The following is a 16,737-nucleotide window of genomic DNA, read 5'->3' as shown; positions in this document are numbered from 1 at the left end:
GCTCTCGAGGCGTCCGGGTGGCGGACGGGCAGGAAGTCGGCGGTCAGTGGAAGCCGTGGCGCGCGAGGGGGTGCATCAGCTCACGCTCCTCGTAGGCCAGGTGCGACAGGAGGGTGTCGGTCAGCACGTCGACGACGTGCCGCAGCCGGTCCATCGCCCCGTCCTCGTCGGCGACGAGCGCCACGAGCGCGCGGTCGACGTCGTCGAGGACGTCGTGGATGACCTCGTGCTCCTCCTCGAGCCGGGCGATGACCGGTGCCGCGGCGGGGTCGGTCCACCGCAGGTGCGGGAAGATCGAGGCGTCCTCGAGCGTGTGGTGCCCGGTGACGACGCGGCAGTACGACTCGCAGTACGCGCCGAGCGTCCACTGGTTCTGGCGCATCGTCATCGCGTTGACCGCGGAGCGGGCCGAGCCGACCGACAGCATCCCGCGCGCAACCTGGTCGACGACGTCGCGGACCTGGGCGAGCTCGGTGCGCAGGTGGTCGTGGACGTCGACGAGGTGGCGCGGCACGGCCAGCTGCGCCTCGGTGTAGCCCGAGGAGTCGGAGGAGTCCGGGTACCTCGGACGCGACGCCTCGTCCCAGGGCAGGTCCCCGGTCAGCCGGCGGCCGTCGTCGGGGGTCGGCACGAACGGCGGTGCGGTGGCGGCCTGCCGGCGCGGGGTCTCGATGCCGGGAGCCGGCTCGTCCTGGACCTCGACCGGCTCCTCGGCCGGTGCCGGCGCCGAGCCGGAGGCCCGCCGCGCCCGCTCGGCCTCGACGAGCTCGCGCGTCGCCGGCGCGACCTCCCGCGCCCACGCCTGCACCAGCCCGGGGTCGTCGGTGCCGAGCACGAAGGTCGACATCCCGTGCTCGAGCGTCAGGGCGGCCAGCTGCTCGGGCCAGTCGGACGGCCGGCCGCGCAGCCCGCTGCCGCCGCCGGAGCGCGCCGGGAAGACGTTGTAGAGCCGCCGCACGTCCTCGGGTGCCCGGCCGGCCTCGAGCGCCGCCTCGTCGACGACCGCGTTCATCGCCCCCAGCGCGTCCGGGTCGGCGTAGCCCATGCTCGGCAGCCAGCCGTCGGCGACGCGTCCGGTGAGGCGGAGCATCCGCGGCTTGTAGGCGCCGAGCCAGAGGCCGACCGGGTGCGCCGGCGCGGGCCCCGCGTGCAGGCCGTGGACGCGGTGGTGGCGGCCGTCGACGCGGACCGTGCCCTCGCCGGTCCACATGGCGCGCAGCACCGCGACCGCCTCCTCGAGCGCGTCGACCGCCTCGCGGGGCGAGAGCCGGGTGCCGCCGGCCGCCTCGATGGCGTCCCAGAAGGCACCGGCGCCGAGGCCCAGCTCGACCCGGCCGCCGGTCAGCACGTCGAGCGTCGCCACCGACTTCGCGAGGACCGCCGGCGGGCGCAGCGGCAGGTTGACGACGTTGGGCGCGACCCGCACGGCGGTCGTGCGGGCGCCGATGACCGACAGGAGGGTCCACGCGTCGAGGTGGCGCGCCTGGTACGGGTGGTCCTGGACGGTCACGAGGTCCAGGCCGAGGACGTCGGCGAGCTGGGCGAGCTCGAGCACGCGCTCGGCCGAGGAGACCTCGGGCGTCGGGAAGATCCCGAGCTCGAGCGCGTGCCCGTAGTCGGTCACGGGGTGCCCGGGCGGGGCTCGTCGGTGCCGCGGTCGACACCCCGCGCCGGCGGCTCGACGTCGACGACGCCCCCGACCCCCTCGTCGCTGACGACCGGGGGCAGCCGGCCCTCGTCGCCGTAGCCGCCGAGCAGCTCGGCCATCACGAGGTGCGGCTTGGCCTCGGCCGCTCGCCCCTGGCGCTGGAGGGTGCGCCCCAGGAGCAGGTTCGCGTAGGCCTCGTCGGGGTCGTCGACGAGGATGGCGCGGGTCACGGTCTCGGCGCGGGACAGCTGCGCGGAGTGGAAGTAGGAGCGCGCGAGGAGCAGCCGGAGCTCGGTCGTCCCGTGCAGCGGCGGCTCGTAGGCGCTCGTGTCGACGAGCTGTGAGAGCTCCTCCGCGGCGGCCTGGAACTCGCCGTGCTCGAAGAGCCCCCGGGCCCTCTGGTAGCGCTCGGCCATGCCGGTCTCGGAGGTGGTCATGCGTCGCTCAACGCCACGTCGACGGCGGCTGTTCCGGCCCGGTGGCGCGGGCGGGCGACCACGGGACGGACACGACGGCGGCCCGGTCCCCCACGACCCGCCCGGCACGAGGCAGGATCGGTGCGTGACCGTCCCGCCCTCCACCCCACCGGAGCAGGAGCCGCGCGCCGCGCGCCCGCGCCGGTTCACCGACGGGGCCCGCGCCGTCGGCCGCGGGGGTGGCCGGGGCCTGCGGGCGGTCGGCCGTGGGGGCGCCGCGTCCGCGCGGGTCGTCGGGCGCGGGGGCCGGGCCGCCGGGCAGCGCTTCCGGCGCTTCGCGGGGGCCGACGGCGCCGCCGACACCGGGCTCGCGCGGCTCACCGAGCTGCACGCGGTCAACGTGGCGGGTGACGCCGCCGTCACCGTGTCGCTCGCCGGCACCGTCTTCGCGATGCCGACGGACGAGGCCCGCGGCCGGGTCGCCCTCTTCCTCCTCCTGACGATGGCGCCCTTCCTCCTCCTCGCGCCGCTCATCGGGCCGCTGCTCGACCGCTTCCGGCACGGGCGCCGCTGGGCGCTCGGCACGACCCTCGCGATGCGCGGCTTCCTCGCGTGGGTGCTGGCCACGGCCGTCCTCGAGGACAGCCCGTGGCTCTTCCCCGCAGCCCTCGGGTGCCTCGTGGCATCCCGGTCCTACGCCGTCGCCCGCGCCGCCGCCGTCCCGCGCCTGCTGCCCGCGGGCATCGGTCTCGTGAGCGCCAACTCGCGCCTCAACATCGCCGGCATCGTCGGGATGGTCCTCGGCGGCGGGGTCGCCGGGGCCGCGTCGCGCATCGGGCCCGACTGGTCGCTGCGCGTCGCCTTCGTGATCTTCGTCGCCGCCACCGTCCTGGCCATCCGCCTGCCCGCGCGGGTCGACTCCAGCCTCGGCGAGCTCGACGTCGACGGCACGCCGGTCGGGGAGGAGCCCATCGGCTCGCCCGAGCGCGGCGCCCGCCGGCTGCGGGCGCTGCCGGTCACCGTGCGCTACGTGCTGTGGCTGACGACGGGCGCACGCCTCCTCACCGGGTTCCTCACCCTGTTCCTCACCTTCCTCATGCGCGAGCACCCCATCCCCGGCTGGAACGGGCCGCTCGTCCTCGCCGTCGTCGCGGGGGCCGCGGGCGTCGGCAACGGCGTGGGGTCGCTCATCGGCAACCGCAAGGAGACCCCGGCGCCGGAGGTGATGGCCACCGCCATCGCGGTCGTCGCGGCGGCCGCCGCGCTCGCCACGTCGCTCTTCTACTCCGTCTGGGTGCTGGCCCTCGTCGGGCTCGCGGGCGGGGTCTTCGGGCAGCTGGCCAAGCTGTGCCTCGACGCCCTCATCCAGCGCGACGTCGCCGAGGTCGTCCGCGCGCGGGTGTTCTCGTGGTCCGAGACGATCCTCCAGGCCTTCTGGGTCGTCGGCGGGACCGTCGGCATCCTCGTGCCCCTCGAGCCGCGCCTCGGGTTCGGCGTGATCACCGCCGTCGTGCTCGCCGCCGGGGTGGTCGCGGTCCGCTCGCGGTCCACCGGCACCCGGGCCGCGGGACTCGCCTGACCGGGTCGCTGCTCGTGAATTGATACCCCCACGGGTATGTGCCATCCTGTGGTCGACCGCTCCCCCCCTCGCCCTCCCGGAGGTCGCCGTGTGCTCCCCCGCCACCTGCCACGTCTGCGGCAAGACCACCTGGGCCGGCTGCGGCATGCACGCCGACATGGTCATGGCGTCCGTCCCGCCGCCCGCCCGCTGCACCTGCGCCGACGAGCCCGCCGAGCAGGCCACCGACCGGCGGTGACCGCCCGCCCGGGTCCTCGCCACCGCCCCCTGGGCCGCGAGCCCGCTCGTCCTGCTCGCCCGCGCCCGGCTGATGACGGCGTCGCCGTGACGACGCGGGCCCTCGTGCCGGTCGCCGCCCTCGGCGTCGGCGCCCTCGGCCGGCGGCTGGCGACCGCCGACACCTGCGCACCCGCTCGCTGAGCGGCCTCGGCGCCGCTCGAGCAAGCCCGGATGCGGGCGCAGTCGACGTCACCACCCGCGCCTAGGCTGACCGGGATGCCGTCCTCGACCGCCGCCCGCCTGCGCCTCGTCGGGCTCGTCGTCGGGGTGCTGCTCGCCGGCGGTCTGGCGCTGCTCCTGCTCGGCGGCGACCTCGCGACGGTGCGCCGTGCCGTCGCCGCCAGCGGCGCGTGGGGTCCGGTCGTCTTCGTCGTGCTGCACGTCGTCCTCACCCTCGTCCCGGTCCCGAAGAACCTCCTCGCGGGCATCGCCGGCGCCCTCTTCGGCCTCGGCGCGGGCAGCGCGCTGTCGTGGGGCGGTGCGGTCGCGAGCGCCTGGGTGACGTTCGAGCTGGCCGGCCGGCTCGGCGCCGACGCGGTCGACGGCATCACCGGCGCCCGGGTCGAGCGGGTGCGGCGGGTGCTGCGCGAGCGTGGGCTGCTGGCGGTCGTCATCGCCCGGCTCACGCCGTTCGTCCCGTTCACGGTCGTCAACTACGGCGCCGGCGTGAGCCGGGTCGGGCGGCGCGACTACCTGCTCGGGACGGCGCTCGGCGTCGTGCCGGGGACGGTCGCCTACGTCGCGGTCGGTGCCTCGGCCGGCCAGGACGCGACGACCATCCTCCTCGCCGGTGGCGCCGGTGTGCTGCTGCTCGTCGCCGCCGGGGTGCTCGCCCGACGCCTCGGCCCCCGCCGCCCCTGACCTGACCCTCCCTCTCGCGCGAACGTGTGTGAAATCGCCGGACATCCCCGGCGGTTTCACACGCGTTCGCGGATGGAGGGGCGGCGGTCGGGGTCAGGTGCCGTCGACCCAGATGTTGTCGTGCTCGGCCATGAAGGCGTCGTAGTGCTCGCGGCTCCAGCCGTCGGTGCCCGCGGCGAGGCCCTCGAAGTACCCCTCGCGCGGCGCCCCCGGCGCGAAGTGCAGGAGCATCCGCGCGGGCCCGTCCTCGTTGCGGAAGCCGTGGACGCCGCCCGGCGGCACGTGGACGAAGTCGTCCGGGCCGGCGCGCACCCAGTCGCGCCCGTCGAAGATCCGCACGACGCCCTCGAGGACGTGGAAGGACTCGCTGAGCGTCCGGTGGAAGTGCGGTCCCGGCCCGCTCGGTGGCCCCGCGAAGGTCCACCGGTAGAGGCCGAAGAGGCCGCCGGTCGAGGCCCCCGACGCGAGGTAGTGCACCTCGTTGCCGTTCGGGTAGGTCAGGTCCGGCGGGCGGTCGGCCGGGTGCGTCCAGGCCGAGACCTCGCCGTCGTCCCCGTCGTACAGGCGTGGTGGGTACCCCATCCCCCGACGGTAGGCGCCATCCACGCCCCCGACCAGCGCGGACGCGTGTGGACCCGCCGGGGTCCACCGGCGGGTCCACGCACGTTCGCGGGAGGGAGGCGGGGTGGACGCGGGCGAGGGGTTCGGCGCGGGGCGCCGCGGGGTACGAGGACGGGCAAGCGGCCGGACCCGCCGGCCCCCGCCCGACCCGAGGAGCAGGACGCGTGACCCGTTTCGGCTTCACCCTGATGACCGAGCAGAGCGGCCCCAAGGAGCTCGTCGACGCCGCCGTGCGCGCCGAGGCCGCCGGCTTCGACCTGCTGGTCTCGAGCGACCACTACTCGCCCTGGCTGACCGAGCAGGGGCACGCCCCCCACGCCTGGACGATGCTCGGCGCCGTCGCCCACGCGACGAGCACGGTCGACCTCGCGACCTACGTGACCTGCCCGACGATGCGCTACCACCCGGCCGTCGTCGCGCAGCAGGCCGCGACCCTCCAGATCCTCGCCGACGGCCGCTTCACTCTCGGCCTCGGTTCCGGCGAGAACCTCAACGAGCACGTCATCGGGCAGGGCTGGCCGCCGGTCGCCCAGCGCCAGGACATGCTCGCCGAGGCGATGGAGATCATCCGCGAGCTGTTCACCGGCGAGCTGACGACCTACCGCGGCGAGTACTTCGACGTCGATTCCGCGCGCCTCTGGGACCTGCCCGAGCACGGCGTCCCGATCGGCGTGGCGGTGAGCGGCAGTGCGGGCATCGAGCGGTTCGGCCCGCTCGCCGACCACCTCGTCGCCGTCCAGCCCGAGGCCGAGCTCGTCGAGCAGTGGAACGAGCTCGCCGGCTCGACGATCGGCTCCGGCGCCCGCGCCATCGGCCAGATCCCGATCTGCTGGGACCGCGACGAGGCCACGGCCGTCACCCGCGCCCACGAGCAGTTCCGCTGGTTCGCCGGCGGCTGGAAGGTCAACGCCGACCTGCCGACCCCGATGGGCTTCAGCGGGGCCACCCAGTTCGTCCGCGAGGAGGACGTCGCCGAGTCCATCCCGTGCGGCCCCGACCTCGACCAGATCGTCGAGGCCGTCGCGCCCTACTGGGAGGCCGGCTTCACCGACATCGCGCTGGTCCAGGTCGGCGGCGAGCACCAGACGCCGTTCCTCGACGAGGTCGCCCCCGAGCTCCTCGAGAAGCTGCGCGCCGCCGCCCCCTCGTCCTGACACCCCACCCACCCCGGCGGATGCCTCCCACCGCCCGGCCCGACCGCAGCGTCAGGCCGGGCGTGGGACGACGCCGAGGGTCGAGATGCCGACCCAGCCCGGCACGGCGCGGACGACGTCGGCCGGCGCGTCGATGGCGACGAGCCGCCCCCGCACCGCCTCCTCCCACGCCCGGTCACCGCGCCAGATCTCGGTCATCGCGCGCAGCGTCGTCGTGAGCGCCGCGTCGACCTCGAACCCCGGGTCGGCGTCGCACACGTCGACCGACGCCCCGTCGACGACGACCCACCAGCGCCGGGCGCGCGGCTCGACGTCGGTGTAGGTGAAGGCGACGACCGTGCGCTCCCGCGGCCAGCGGTCGAGGGGCAGCGTCCGCTTGAGGTCCCACATGAGCAGGTGCGGGTCGAGGTCCTCCTGTCCGAGGTCACCGACCCAGCGCACCCCCCAGGCCCCGAGCGCCTCGACGACCCCGCGCAGCTCCTGCCCGCTGCGCGTCAGGTGGTACGACGTCCGGCCGCCGACGACCCGGCGCTCCACCACCCCCGCGCGCTCGAGCCTCCGCAGCCGCTTCGAGAGCAGCGTCGGCGACATCCGCGGCACCCCGCGCCGCAGGTCGTTGAAGTGGGTGCTGCCGCAGAGCAGCTCACGCACGACGAGCAGCGTCCACCGCTCGTCGAGCACCTCCATCGCCTTGGCGACCGGGCAGAACTGGCCGTAGGTCGAGGCCATCGCACACCTCCCCCGGACGGCGGACGGGTGGTCGCCGCCGACGCCGGTGCGTCCAGTGAACCGCTGCCCGGGCCCGGCGCGCCAGTACAGATCGTGGACCGGAGGCGGTCCACATCCGGCACTGGATGGCCGGCGCGGCCCGGCGGGACGCTGGTCGCCCGACGAGAGGAGACCACCATGACCGTCCACCACGCCCCGCCGGCCCCGCCCGAGGTCAAGGCCCGCCATGCCGCCCTCTGGGCGCTCGGCGACTACCCGAGCGTCGCCGACCGGGTCATCCCGCGCCTCGGCGAGGTGCTCGTCGAGGCCGCCTCCATCACGCCCGGGGAGCGCGTCCTCGACGTCGCCGCGGGCGCGGGCAACGCCTCGCTGCCGGCCGCGCGCGCCGGCGCCGACGTCACCGCGTCCGACCTCACGCCCGAGCTCGTCGAGGTCGGGCGGGAACGGTCCCGGGACGCCGGGCTCGAGGTCCTCTGGGACGTCGCCGACGCCGAGGACCTGCCCTACCCCGACGCGACCTTCGACGTCGTGCTCTCCTGCGTCGGCGTGATGTTCGCGCCGGTGCACGAGGCCTCGGCCGGCGAGCTGCTGCGCGTCTGCCGGCCGGGAGGGCGCATCGCCCTGCTGTCCTGGACACCCGAGGGGTTCATCGGCCGGCTGCTCGCCGCCATCCGGCCGTGGGCGCCGCCCCCGCCGCCCGGGGCGCAGCCGCCGCCGCTGTGGGGGCGGCCGGAGCACGTCGAGGGCCTGCTCGGCGACGGTGTGCGCGACCTGCGGGCCGAGCGCCGCGAGCTCGTCGTCGAGGGTTTCGCGACCCCGGAGGAGTTCCGGACGTTCTTCGTCGAGCGCTACGGGCCGACGGTGGCCGTGCACCGTTCGGTCGCCGACGACCCCGAGCAGCGGGCTGCCCTCGAGGCAGCCATCGACGGCGTGGCCCGCGAGGGGACGGACGCCGACGGTCGGATGCGCTGGGAGTACCTGCTGCTCACCGCGACCCGCGCCTGACGCGCGGGGGACGCCGCGGTGTCAGTGCGACGCGGCGGCGTCCTGCGGGTCGCCGCCGCGGGCCTGCTTCACGGCGAGCACGACCGCGACGACCACGGCGCCGACGACCGCGCCGGCGACGGCCGAGCCGAGGGTGTTGGTCAGCCAGCCGAGCAGGCCACCGAGCGCACCGGTGGCGTCGTGGACGGCCTCCTCGGCGTGGTGGACCAGCGAGTACGGGCCGTGCCAGCCGAGCTCGTCGGCGCCGACGAGGAGGATGTGACCGCCGACCCAGAGCATCGCGACGATGCCGAGGGTCGAGAGGAACGAGAGGACCTTGGGCATGGCCCGGACCAGGCCCTCCCCGACCCGGCGGGCGCCGCTGGACTCCCGGCCGGCCAGGTGCAGCCCGATGTCGTCCATCTTGACGATGAGCCCGACGACGCCGTAGACGAGCGCGGTGATGAGGACCGCGACGACGACGAGCACGGCGGCCCGGGTGAGGAACGGCTCGGACGCGACGTCGTCGAGCGCGATGACCATGATCTCGGCGGAGAGGATGAGGTCGGTGCGGATGGCGCCGGAGACCATCTGCTGCTCCTGCTCGGGCCCGACCTCGGTGACCGGCTCGGCGTGCGCCTCGTGGTGGGCGAGCTTCTCCCAGATCTTCTCGGCGCCCTCGTACGCGAGGTAGGTGCCGCCGAGCATGAGGATCGGCGTGAGCAGCCACGGGAGGAACTGGCTGAGCAGCAGGGCCACCGGCAGGATGATGAGCAGCTTGTTGCGGATCGAGCCGATGGCGATCTTCTTGATGATCGGCAGCTCGCGCTCCGGCGAGACCCCGGTGACGTAGCGGGGCGTGACGGCGGTGTCGTCGACGACGACGCCGGCGGCCTTCGCGCTGGCCCGCCCGGCCGCGGCCCCCACGTCGTCGACGGACGCGGCCGCGAGCTTCGCGATCGCGGCGATGTCGTCGAGCAGTGCGACGAGCCCACCGGCCATCGGGGTGGTTCCTCTCGGTCGTGGCCCCGGCCGTCCGGGGTCCCGTGGGAGGCCACGCTAGTGGGTCGCGGTCGCGTCCCGGACCCGTCGGCACCCCCCGCCGCCGGACGCCGGACGCGGGCTACACCGCAGGAGTGGTCGTGATCGCGACCATGACTGCGGTGTCGCCGGGTGTGGGGCCGGGGTCAGGCGCCGGGCGGCGGGCAGGCCGCGACGATGGCGGCCTGCACCTCGTCGAGCGAGGCGTACTCGTGCGTGCGGTCCAGGAGGGAGAGCCGGCAGCAGACCCGCGCGGGCGTGCCGAGCGCGAGGCAGGACGCGATGAGGTCGTCCTGGTGGGTGGGGAACGGGTGGTCGGCGAGCGCGGTGCGCAGCTCGGCGAGGTGCGACGCCAGCAGCGGGTCGTCCCCCGCGCCGGTCGCCCCCTCGGCGACGTGAACGGTCGTCATCCCCCGGACCTCCTCGTCCGTTCGTGCTCCCCGCGGTGGCGGGGCCACCCGACCGTACCCGCCCGTGACCGGCACAAACACCGATCGACGAGCTTCCGTGCGGCGTGACGCGTCGAGGGTGCGGGGACGCGCGGGAATGCCGCCCGGGGTCCGTGGCGCTGACTCCCCCATGCGAGCAGTGACCTACGACCACTACGGCGACCTCGACGTCCTGGAGGTCCGCGACGACCTCCCCGACCCCAAGGTCGGCCCCGGCGAGGCCCTCGTCGAGGTGCGCAGCGCCTCGGTGAACCCCGTCGACTGGAAGCTGATGTCCGGCGGCCTCGACGGGATGATGGAGGCCACCTTCCCGGTCGTCCCCGGCTGGGACGTCGCCGGCGTCGTCCGCGCCGTCGGACCGGACACCCCGGAGCTCGCCGTCGGTGACGAGGTGCTGGCCTATGCGCGCAAGGACTGGGTCCACGGCGGCACCTTCGCCGAGCTGGTCACCGTCCCGGTGCGCGCGGCGGCGAAGAAGCCGGCCGGTCTGGACTGGGACAGCGCGGGCGCCCTCCCGCTCGCCGGCCAGACCGCCTACCGCACGCTCAAGCGGCTGGAGGTCGGCCGGGGCGACACCGTGCTCGTGCACGCCGCCGCCGGCGGGGTCGGGCTCCTCGCGGTGCAGGTCGCCCGCGAGCTCGGCGCGCGCGTCATCGGGACCGCCTCCGAGTCCAACCACGACCGGCTGCGCGAGCTCGGCGTCGAGCCCGTGACGTACGGCGACGGCCTCGTCGAGCGCGTGCGTGCCCTGGCCCCCGACGGTGTGGACGCCGTCGCCGACTTCGTCGGCGGGGTCCTCGACGACACGCTCGGCGTGCTGCGCGAGGGCGGCCGGCACGCGTCGGTCGCCGACCCGTCGGTCATCGAGCACGGCGGGTCGTGGGTGTGGGTGCGGCCCGACGCCGAGGAGCTGCAGTGGCTCGCCGACCTTGCGGCCCGCGGCGGCCTGACCGTCGACGTGGCCGGCCGCTACGGCCTCGACGAGGTGCGCGACGCCTTCGCCCGCAGCCAGGAGGGCCACGTCCGCGGCAAGCTCGTCATCCACGTCTCCGACGACTGAGCGGACACGACCTGTCGAACCTTCGCCCCCTCGTGCGGATTCGCGCCGGAGGGGGCGAAGTCGTTGCCCGGCAGGGGAGTTCGAGTCGAGCCGTGTCGTCGGCCGCTCGGTCCTGCCGAAAGTTTGTCGAACTTTCGCGACCCTCCCGCCCTCGGGCGTCGAAGGTCCGTCTAGCGTCGGCACCAGACCCCGATCGGGGTCTGCGGTGGTCGAGCAAGGTGCCACCGGTCTTCGTCGTGGACCGGAGGTAGTGCCATGTCCCAGATCGTCGCCGTCGAGCAGGTCCCCACCCGGAACCACCAGGTCTCCGGCCGCGAGCTGCAGCGTCGCGAGCACGACGAGCGGCTCGAGTCGCTCCTCGTCGAGCTGCACCGGTCAGCCGCGGGCCCCGAGCACGACCGGGTCCTCACCGCGGTGGTCACCGAGACCCTGCCGCTGGCCGACTCGCTCGCCCTGCGGTACGCCGGGCGCGGCATCGAGACCGACGACCTCGTCCAGGTGGCGCGGGCCGCGCTCGTCGCCGCCGTGCGGCGCTACCGGCCCGGGGCCGGGCGGGGCTTCGCCGCCTACGCCGTGCCGTCGGTCCGCGGGGAGCTCAAGCGGCACTTCCGGGACGCCGGCTGGGCGGTGCGCCCGCCGCGCGCCCTCCAGGAGCTGCGCTCCGAGCTCGTCGCCGCCGAGGAGGCCCTGCGGCACCGCCTCGGCCGCGAGTCGACCGCCGGCGAGATGGCCGAGGCCATCGGCCGTAGCGAGGTCGACGTCCGCGACGCCCGGGCCACCGGGTCGGCGTTCACCCCGGACTCCCTCGACGCGCCGCTGCCCGGCGGTGGCCGGGTCGGCGACCTGCTGACCGGGTCGGCCGACTGGGCCGACGACCTCGCGCTGTCCGCGACGCTGCGCGAGGAGGTCCGTCGCTGCACGCCGCGCGAGCAGGTCATCATCCGCATGCGCTTCGTCGAGGAGCGCACCCAGCGCGAGATCGGCGAGTCGATCGGTGTGAGCCAGATGCAGGTCTCGCGCCTGCTCACCCAGCTGCTCGACCGCCTGCGGCTGCGCCTCGAGGCCCTGCCCGCCGCCTGACCTGCGGGTCCCGGCCGCTCGGCCGACGTCCCCGCAGCGCGTGCCACCGGGCGGTACCGTCCCGCCATGCGTGTCCTGCGCCGGATCCTCGCCGTCCTGCTCGTGCTCGTCGTCGTCGGCGCCGTGCTCGGGTACCGCCAGTACCGACCGCTGCTGCGCACCGGCACCGGCTACGCCGCGCACAACGCGTGTGCCGTCGAGCTCGTGGCCGGGCGCAAGGACCCCGGGGCCGACCTGCCGCCGAACCCGCTCGTGCCCTACCTGACCGGCTACGTCGACGAGGCCGGAGGTTCCTCGACCTCCGCCGTCGCCTGGATCCTCGCCAAGCAGAAGGCCTGGTACACACCGGGGTACGGCTGCACCGTCGCGTCCGAGCAGCCGCAGGACCAGCGCCGGGCGACCAAGGTCGAGCCGGAGGGCAACCCGTTCGAGGGGGCCGAGGTGCCGCGCGCCGACAAGGCGCTGAGCCGGGCCATGGCCCGGGCCTTCGGCGACGACCTGACCAACGCCGCCAAGCGACGGCTCGGCACGCGGGCCGTCGTCGTCGTCCAGGACGGCAAGCTCGTGGCCGAACGGTACGCCGACGGGTTCACCCCGGGCACACCGCAGCTCGGGTGGTCGATGGCCAAGAGCGCGACCAACCTGCTCGTCGGCCGGTACGTCCTGGACCGGGGGCTCGACCTCGGCGAGGACCACCTGCGCCCGGAGTGGACCGACGGGCGCGCCGACATCACCGTCGACCAGCTCCTGCGGATGACGAGCGGGCTGCGGTGGGACGAGACCTACTCGTTGGGCACCCCCATCACCGAGATGCTCTACGACGCGCCGGACATGGCGAAGTACGTCGCGAGCCAGCCGCTGGCGCACCGGCCGGGTTCCTACCAGCAGTACTCGAGCGGCTCGACCAACCTCGTCTGCTCGTGGCTGTCCTCGCTCGCCGACACCCCGGACCGCGACTTCCCCCGGACCGAGCTGTTCGCCCCGCTCGGCCTGTCGTCGGCGGTCTGGGAGACCGACGCCGCGGGCACGCCGGTCTGCAGCTCGTACCTGTGGGCGACGCCCCGGGACTGGGCCGTGCTCGGGCAGCTCGCGCTCCAGGACGGGGTCTGGGAGGGCAAGCGCCTGCTGCCGGAGGGCTGGATGCAGCGCTCGACGACGGCCGAGCCGGTCGACCGCAGCGAGGAGAAGGGCTACGCGGCCGGCTGGTGGGTCAACCGGCAGGCCGACGGCTCCCTCGTCACGCCGCTCCTGCCGGCGGACGCCTACTGGATGAGCGGGCACGACGGCCAGCGCGTCTACGTCGTGCCGTCGCAGCGGCTCGTCGTGGTCCGGATGGGGTTCTCGCCGGAGGTCGACCCCGCCGACCTGCGCACCGACGAGCTCGTCCAGGACGTCGTCAACGCCACCGGGTCGTGAGCCGGCGGCCGTGACCCGGCGGCCGTGACCCGCAGCGTCAGAACCGTGGGGTGACCGTGACCCGGGCGCCGTCGTCCGGGGCGTCGTCGACCATCGGGAGGCACGAGACGTCGCCGGAGTCGGCGCCCTCCGCCGGGCTCGCCGTGCACGTCGTCGACGCTCCGTTGTCGAAGTCCATCGAGAACACCACCGGGAGCGCGTTGCCGCCGCCGAAGGTGACGGTCATCCCGTCGACCGTCGCGCCGACGCCGGCCAGGCTCCCGAGGGTCCAGCCGGGCTCGACGCTCGCGGATCCCAGCTCGAACCCCTCACCGACCGTGACCTCGACCGGCTCGCCGCCTCCGGGAAGGTCGCTGGGGAGCCCCGAGGGGAACGCGCTCGAGGTCGGGAACGAGGTCCGGACGTCCTCGACGACGCGGTTCGCGGTGCGCGCGAAGAAGATCCCGCCGACGACGAGCGCCACGACGACGAGCAGGACCACGACGACCGCGGCGACGAGGCAGCCCTTGGCGCCGCCGCTCATCCCGCGCTTCGGTGGCGGCCACTGGCCCTGGGGCGCGCCCGGGGTGCCGTAGGGCGCCGGAGCGGCGGGGGCCACCGGGTCCCGGAAGTGGTCGGTCCACTGCTGGCCGTCCCACCAGCGGTCGCGGCCGTCGGGCTGCGGGTGCCATCCGGGGGGTGCGCTCATCCTGCTGTCCTCCTCGTGCGGCCGGGTCGCCGTGCTGGGGACAGGCTATGCCCGGCGGACCACGACCGTGGGGGCCTCACGGAGGCTCGCCCCGACGACGCAGTACCGCTCCGTCGAGGTCGCCAGCCGCTCGAGCGCGGCGTCGTCGGCGTCCGTCGCGACGGTGAACGTGAGGGTGACGGGTCCGATGCCGACGGGCACGGCGCGGTCGAGGCCGAGGGTGCCACGGGCGTCGAACGAGCTCTCGGCGACCCCGTGCACCTCGCCGAGCGCCAGGTCCATGGACGTCGCGACGCTGCGCAGCGTCACCCCGGCACAGGCGAGCAGCGCCTCGAGGAGCATGTCGCCGCTGCACGCGTCGGAGCCGTCGCCGCCGGTCGCGCGGTGCAGCCCGGCCCGCACCGGTCCCGCGAACCCGTCGACGGTGCAGGTGACGCCCTCGTCCCGGAAGTCGGCGGTGGCGTGCAGCGGTGTGTGCGCGGAGGACGGGTCGGCGGCGTAGCGCTCGCGGAGCGGAGCCTGCATCTGGCGGAGCGTGGCGCGGTCCATCCCCCCAGCCAAGCACGCCCGGACGGGCCGCGGGACCGCCCGGCCGGACGGTCCCGCGGCCCTGCCGGTCAGTCGTCGTCGAGGTCGTGCAGCTCGTCGACGGTGAGCATCCGGGAGCGGATGACGAAGCGGACGCCCTCGGGCGCCTCGAGCGAGAAGCCGGCGCCGCGGCCGGGCACGACGTCGATCGTCAGGTGCGTGTAGCGCCAGTACTCGAACTGCGCCCGCGAGATCCAGACGGGGACAGCCCGGTCCAGACCGACGTCGAGCGTCCCGAGGTGGACGTCGGCGTCGCCGATGATGAGGTCGCCGTCGGGGTAGCACATCGGGGCCGACCCGTCGCAGCACCCGCCGGACTGGTGGAACATCAGCGGGCCGTGCGTCGCGGTGAGGCGGCGGAGGAGCTCCGCCGCCCCACCCGTGACGTCGACCCGGCTCGCGGTGGCCGGGACGCTCATCGGCTCAGAAGAAGCCGAGCGCGTCGGGGCTGTAGCTGACGAGGAGGTTCTTCGTCTGCTGGTAGTGCTCGAGCATCATCTTGTGGGTCTCGCGCCCGATGCCCGACTGCTTGTAGCCGCCGAACGCCGCGTGCGCGGGGTACGCGTGGTAGTTGTTCGTCCACACGCGGCCGGCCTGGATCTCGCGGCCGGCCCGGTAGGCCTGCGAGCCGTCACGGCTCCACACGCCGGCGCCGAGGCCGTAGAGGGTGTCGTTGGCGATCTTCAGCGCGTCGGCCTCGTCCTCGAAGCGGGTGACGGACACGACCGGCCCGAAGATCTCCTCCTGGAAGATGCGCATCGAGTTCTCGCCCTCGAAGACGGTCGGCTGGACGTAGTAGCCGCCGGACAGCTCGCCCCCGAGGTCGGCCCGCGCGCCACCGATGAGGACCTTCGCGCCCTCCTGCTTGCCGATGTCGATGTAGGACAGGATCTTCTCGAGCTGGTCGTTGCTCGCCTGTGCGCCGATCATCGTGTCGGTGTCGAATGGGTTGCCCTGGACGATCTTCCCGACGCGGTCGACGGCGTCCTGGAGGAACTCGTCGTAGATCGAGGACTGGATGAGCGCGCGGCTCGGGCAGGTGCAGACCTCGCCCTGGTTGAGCGCGAAGAGCGCGAAGCCCTCGAGGGCCTTGTCGTAGAACGAGTCCCGCTGCGCGGAGACGTTCTCGAAGAAGATGTTCGGGCTCTTGCCGCCGAGCTCGAGCGTGACCGGGATGAGGTTCTGGCTCGCGTACTGCATGATCAGGCGGCCGGTCGTCGTCTCGCCGGTGAAGGCGACCTTGGCGATGCGCGGGCTCGACGCGAGCGGCTTGCCGGCCTCGACGCCGAAGCCGTTGACGACGTTGAGGACGCCGTCGGGCAGCAGGTCGCCGACGAGCTCGACGAGCTTGAGGATCGACCACGGGGTCTGCTCCGCCGGCTTGAGGACGACGCAGTTGCCGGCCGCGAGCGCGGGGGCGAGCTTCCAGACCGCCATGAGGATCGGGAAGTTCCAGGGGATGATCTGCGCGACGACGCCGAGCGGCTCGTGGATGTGGTACGCCACGGTGTACTCGTCGATCTCGCCGATCGAACCCTCCTGTGCACGAACGGCGCCCGCGAAGTAGCGGAAGTGGTCGATCGCGAGCGGGATGTCGGCGGCGAGGGTCTCGCGGACCGGCTTGCCGTTGTCCCAGGTCTCGGCGACGGCGAGGTCCTCGAGGTGGGCCTCCATCCGGTCGGCGATCTTCAGGAGGATGTTGGAGCGCTCGGTCGCGCTCGTGCGGCCCCAGGCGGCGGAGGCGCCGTGCGCGGCGTCGAGGGCGAGCTCGATGTCCTCGGCGGTGCCGCGGGCGATCTCGGTGAACGCTTGCCCCGTCACGGGGGTGATGTTCTCGAAGTAGTTGCCCCTGACCGGCGGCACCCACTGGCCCCCGATGTAGTTCTCGTAGCGGCCCTTGACCTCGATGCTGCTGCCGTCGCGGCCCGGCGGGGTGTACGTCGTCATTGACTCGATCTCCTTCGATCGTGGGGTGCCCGGTGCGGGATGGACGGACCGTAGGCGCGGCGACGTTGCAACCACGCTGCAGCGCGGCCCCGGCACCGCGAAACCACCCCGGCACCGCGGGCCCACCTCGGCACCACGGGCCCACCTCGACCTCGCCCCCACTGCCTTCACCGCGCCCCGCCGCCCCCACATCACCC

The 16,737-nt window shown here is 74.6% G+C and carries 18 protein-coding genes; 8 read left to right on the top strand and 10 right to left on the bottom strand.

Going from position 1 to position 16,737, the window contains the following annotated elements; translation table 11 throughout:
• Positions 1-43 precede the first annotated feature (43 nt).
• Positions 44-1,624 (bottom strand): LLM class flavin-dependent oxidoreductase, encoded by a 1,581-nt coding sequence (locus LG324_RS02215; RefSeq protein ID WP_404351461.1) that lies wholly within the window; start codon positions 1,622-1,624, stop codon positions 44-46.
• Entirely contained in the window at positions 1,621-2,085 is a 465-nt protein-coding gene (locus LG324_RS02210; RefSeq protein WP_084696594.1) for a M48 family metallopeptidase, read from the bottom strand. The genes LG324_RS02215 and LG324_RS02210 overlap by 4 nt, the downstream gene beginning before the upstream one ends.
• A gap of 124 nt (positions 2,086-2,209) precedes the next feature.
• Between LG324_RS02210 and LG324_RS02205 the strand changes: the two genes are divergently transcribed.
• The 3 genes from LG324_RS02205 to LG324_RS02195 all read left to right on the top strand — a co-directional run bounded on the left by LG324_RS02205 (position 2,210) and on the right by LG324_RS02195 (position 4,783).
• Positions 2,210-3,643: an MFS transporter gene (locus LG324_RS02205; protein ID WP_404351459.1), complete on the top strand. Its 1,434-nt coding sequence runs from the start codon at positions 2,210-2,212 to the stop codon at positions 3,641-3,643.
• An 88-nt stretch (positions 3,644-3,731) separates the two neighbouring features.
• A complete protein-coding gene (locus LG324_RS02200) occupies positions 3,732-3,881 on the top strand; it encodes a hypothetical protein (RefSeq protein WP_207023889.1) in 150 nt (49 codons plus the stop codon).
• 257 nt (positions 3,882-4,138) lie between these two features.
• Positions 4,139-4,783 (top strand): TVP38/TMEM64 family protein, encoded by a 645-nt coding sequence (locus tag LG324_RS02195; RefSeq protein WP_404351457.1) that lies wholly within the window; start codon positions 4,139-4,141, stop codon positions 4,781-4,783.
• 93 nt (positions 4,784-4,876) lie between these two features.
• On the opposite strand, the gene LG324_RS02190 is transcribed toward LG324_RS02195, so the two are convergent.
• On the bottom strand, positions 4,877-5,365 hold the full coding sequence (locus LG324_RS02190; protein ID WP_404351455.1) for a cupin domain-containing protein: 489 nt from the start codon (positions 5,363-5,365) through the stop codon (positions 4,877-4,879).
• Between the two features lie 203 nt (positions 5,366-5,568).
• On the opposite strand from LG324_RS02190, the gene LG324_RS02185 reads away from it, so the two are divergent.
• Positions 5,569-6,558: an LLM class F420-dependent oxidoreductase gene (locus LG324_RS02185; protein ID WP_404351453.1), complete on the top strand. Its 990-nt coding sequence runs from the start codon at positions 5,569-5,571 to the stop codon at positions 6,556-6,558.
• Between the two features lie 51 nt (positions 6,559-6,609).
• On the opposite strand, the gene LG324_RS02180 is transcribed toward LG324_RS02185, so the two are convergent.
• Positions 6,610-7,287 carry a winged helix-turn-helix transcriptional regulator gene (locus LG324_RS02180; RefSeq protein WP_404351451.1) on the bottom strand — a complete coding sequence of 226 codons (678 nt, stop codon included), beginning with the start codon at positions 7,285-7,287 and terminating at the stop codon, positions 6,610-6,612.
• Positions 7,288-7,464: 177 nt separating this feature from the next.
• On the opposite strand from LG324_RS02180, the gene LG324_RS02175 reads away from it, so the two are divergent.
• Entirely contained in the window at positions 7,465-8,292 is an 828-nt protein-coding gene (locus LG324_RS02175) for a methyltransferase domain-containing protein (protein ID WP_404351449.1), read from the top strand.
• 21 nt (positions 8,293-8,313) lie between these two features.
• Here LG324_RS02175 and LG324_RS02170 read toward each other — a convergent pair whose 3' ends face one another.
• Positions 8,314-9,273 carry a DUF808 domain-containing protein gene (locus LG324_RS02170; RefSeq protein WP_404351447.1) on the bottom strand — a complete coding sequence of 320 codons (960 nt, stop codon included), beginning with the start codon at positions 9,271-9,273 and terminating at the stop codon, positions 8,314-8,316.
• Between the two features lie 185 nt (positions 9,274-9,458).
• A complete protein-coding gene (locus LG324_RS02165; protein WP_030527146.1) occupies positions 9,459-9,722 on the bottom strand; it encodes a hypothetical protein in 264 nt (87 codons plus the stop codon).
• 169 nt (positions 9,723-9,891) lie between these two features.
• On the opposite strand from LG324_RS02165, the gene LG324_RS02160 reads away from it, so the two are divergent.
• The 3 genes from LG324_RS02160 to LG324_RS02150 all read left to right on the top strand — a co-directional run bounded on the left by LG324_RS02160 (position 9,892) and on the right by LG324_RS02150 (position 13,317).
• Positions 9,892-10,821, top strand: a complete 930-nt coding sequence (locus LG324_RS02160) for an NADP-dependent oxidoreductase (RefSeq protein ID WP_404351445.1) — start codon at positions 9,892-9,894, stop codon at positions 10,819-10,821.
• Positions 10,822-11,076: 255 nt separating this feature from the next.
• Positions 11,077-11,901, top strand: coding sequence for a sigma-70 family RNA polymerase sigma factor (locus tag LG324_RS02155; protein WP_404351443.1), 825 nt, complete (start codon positions 11,077-11,079; stop codon positions 11,899-11,901).
• A 66-nt stretch (positions 11,902-11,967) separates the two neighbouring features.
• Positions 11,968-13,317, top strand: a complete 1,350-nt coding sequence (locus tag LG324_RS02150) for a serine hydrolase domain-containing protein (RefSeq protein ID WP_404351442.1) — start codon at positions 11,968-11,970, stop codon at positions 13,315-13,317.
• Between the two features lie 37 nt (positions 13,318-13,354).
• On the opposite strand, the gene LG324_RS02145 is transcribed toward LG324_RS02150, so the two are convergent.
• From LG324_RS02145 to adh, 4 genes are all read right to left on the bottom strand, one after another.
• Positions 13,355-14,005: a DUF2510 domain-containing protein gene (locus LG324_RS02145; protein ID WP_404351440.1), complete on the bottom strand. Its 651-nt coding sequence runs from the start codon at positions 14,003-14,005 to the stop codon at positions 13,355-13,357.
• 45 nt (positions 14,006-14,050) lie between these two features.
• Positions 14,051-14,530, bottom strand: a complete 480-nt coding sequence (locus tag LG324_RS02140) for an OsmC family protein (protein ID WP_404351438.1) — start codon at positions 14,528-14,530, stop codon at positions 14,051-14,053.
• 92 nt (positions 14,531-14,622) lie between these two features.
• Positions 14,623-15,012, bottom strand: coding sequence for a DUF779 domain-containing protein (locus LG324_RS02135; protein WP_030527152.1), 390 nt, complete (start codon positions 15,010-15,012; stop codon positions 14,623-14,625).
• Positions 15,013-15,016: 4 nt separating this feature from the next.
• Positions 15,017-16,540 carry an aldehyde dehydrogenase gene (gene adh, locus LG324_RS02130; RefSeq protein WP_404351436.1) on the bottom strand — a complete coding sequence of 508 codons (1,524 nt, stop codon included), beginning with the start codon at positions 16,538-16,540 and terminating at the stop codon, positions 15,017-15,019.
• Positions 16,541-16,737: the final 197 nt, after the last annotated feature.

The sequence above is a fragment of the Phycicoccus jejuensis genome (genome assembly GCF_044797865.1).
GTDB lineage: Bacteria > Actinomycetota > Actinomycetes > Actinomycetales > Dermatophilaceae > Phycicoccus > Phycicoccus jejuensis.
Note: the sequence above shows the minus strand (reverse complement) of the source record. Positions and strands in the feature narration are given on the sequence as shown.

Coding starts and splice junctions, on each gene's coding strand:
- LG324_RS02150 (WP_404351442.1), top strand. CDS start 11,968: ATGCGTGTCCTGCGCCGGATCCTCGCCGTCCTGCTCGTGCTCGTCGTC.
- LG324_RS02145 (WP_404351440.1), bottom strand. CDS start 14,005: ATGAGCGCACCCCCCGGATGGCACCCGCAGCCCGACGGCCGCGACCGC.
- LG324_RS02155 (WP_404351443.1), top strand. CDS start 11,077: ATGTCCCAGATCGTCGCCGTCGAGCAGGTCCCCACCCGGAACCACCAG.
- LG324_RS02195 (WP_404351457.1), top strand. CDS start 4,139: ATGCCGTCCTCGACCGCCGCCCGCCTGCGCCTCGTCGGGCTCGTCGTC.
- LG324_RS02170 (WP_404351447.1), bottom strand. CDS start 9,273: ATGGCCGGTGGGCTCGTCGCACTGCTCGACGACATCGCCGCGATCGCG.
- LG324_RS02210 (WP_084696594.1), bottom strand. CDS start 2,085: ATGACCACCTCCGAGACCGGCATGGCCGAGCGCTACCAGAGGGCCCGG.
- LG324_RS02190 (WP_404351455.1), bottom strand. CDS start 5,365: ATGGGGTACCCACCACGCCTGTACGACGGGGACGACGGCGAGGTCTCG.
- LG324_RS02140 (WP_404351438.1), bottom strand. CDS start 14,530: ATGCAGGCTCCGCTCCGCGAGCGCTACGCCGCCGACCCGTCCTCCGCG.
- LG324_RS02160 (WP_404351445.1), top strand. CDS start 9,892: ATGCGAGCAGTGACCTACGACCACTACGGCGACCTCGACGTCCTGGAG.
- LG324_RS02135 (WP_030527152.1), bottom strand. CDS start 15,012: ATGAGCGTCCCGGCCACCGCGAGCCGGGTCGACGTCACGGGTGGGGCG.
- LG324_RS02165 (WP_030527146.1), bottom strand. CDS start 9,722: ATGACGACCGTTCACGTCGCCGAGGGGGCGACCGGCGCGGGGGACGAC.
- adh (WP_404351436.1), bottom strand. CDS start 16,540: ATGACGACGTACACCCCGCCGGGCCGCGACGGCAGCAGCATCGAGGTC.
- LG324_RS02180 (WP_404351451.1), bottom strand. CDS start 7,287: ATGGCCTCGACCTACGGCCAGTTCTGCCCGGTCGCCAAGGCGATGGAG.
- LG324_RS02175 (WP_404351449.1), top strand. CDS start 7,465: ATGACCGTCCACCACGCCCCGCCGGCCCCGCCCGAGGTCAAGGCCCGC.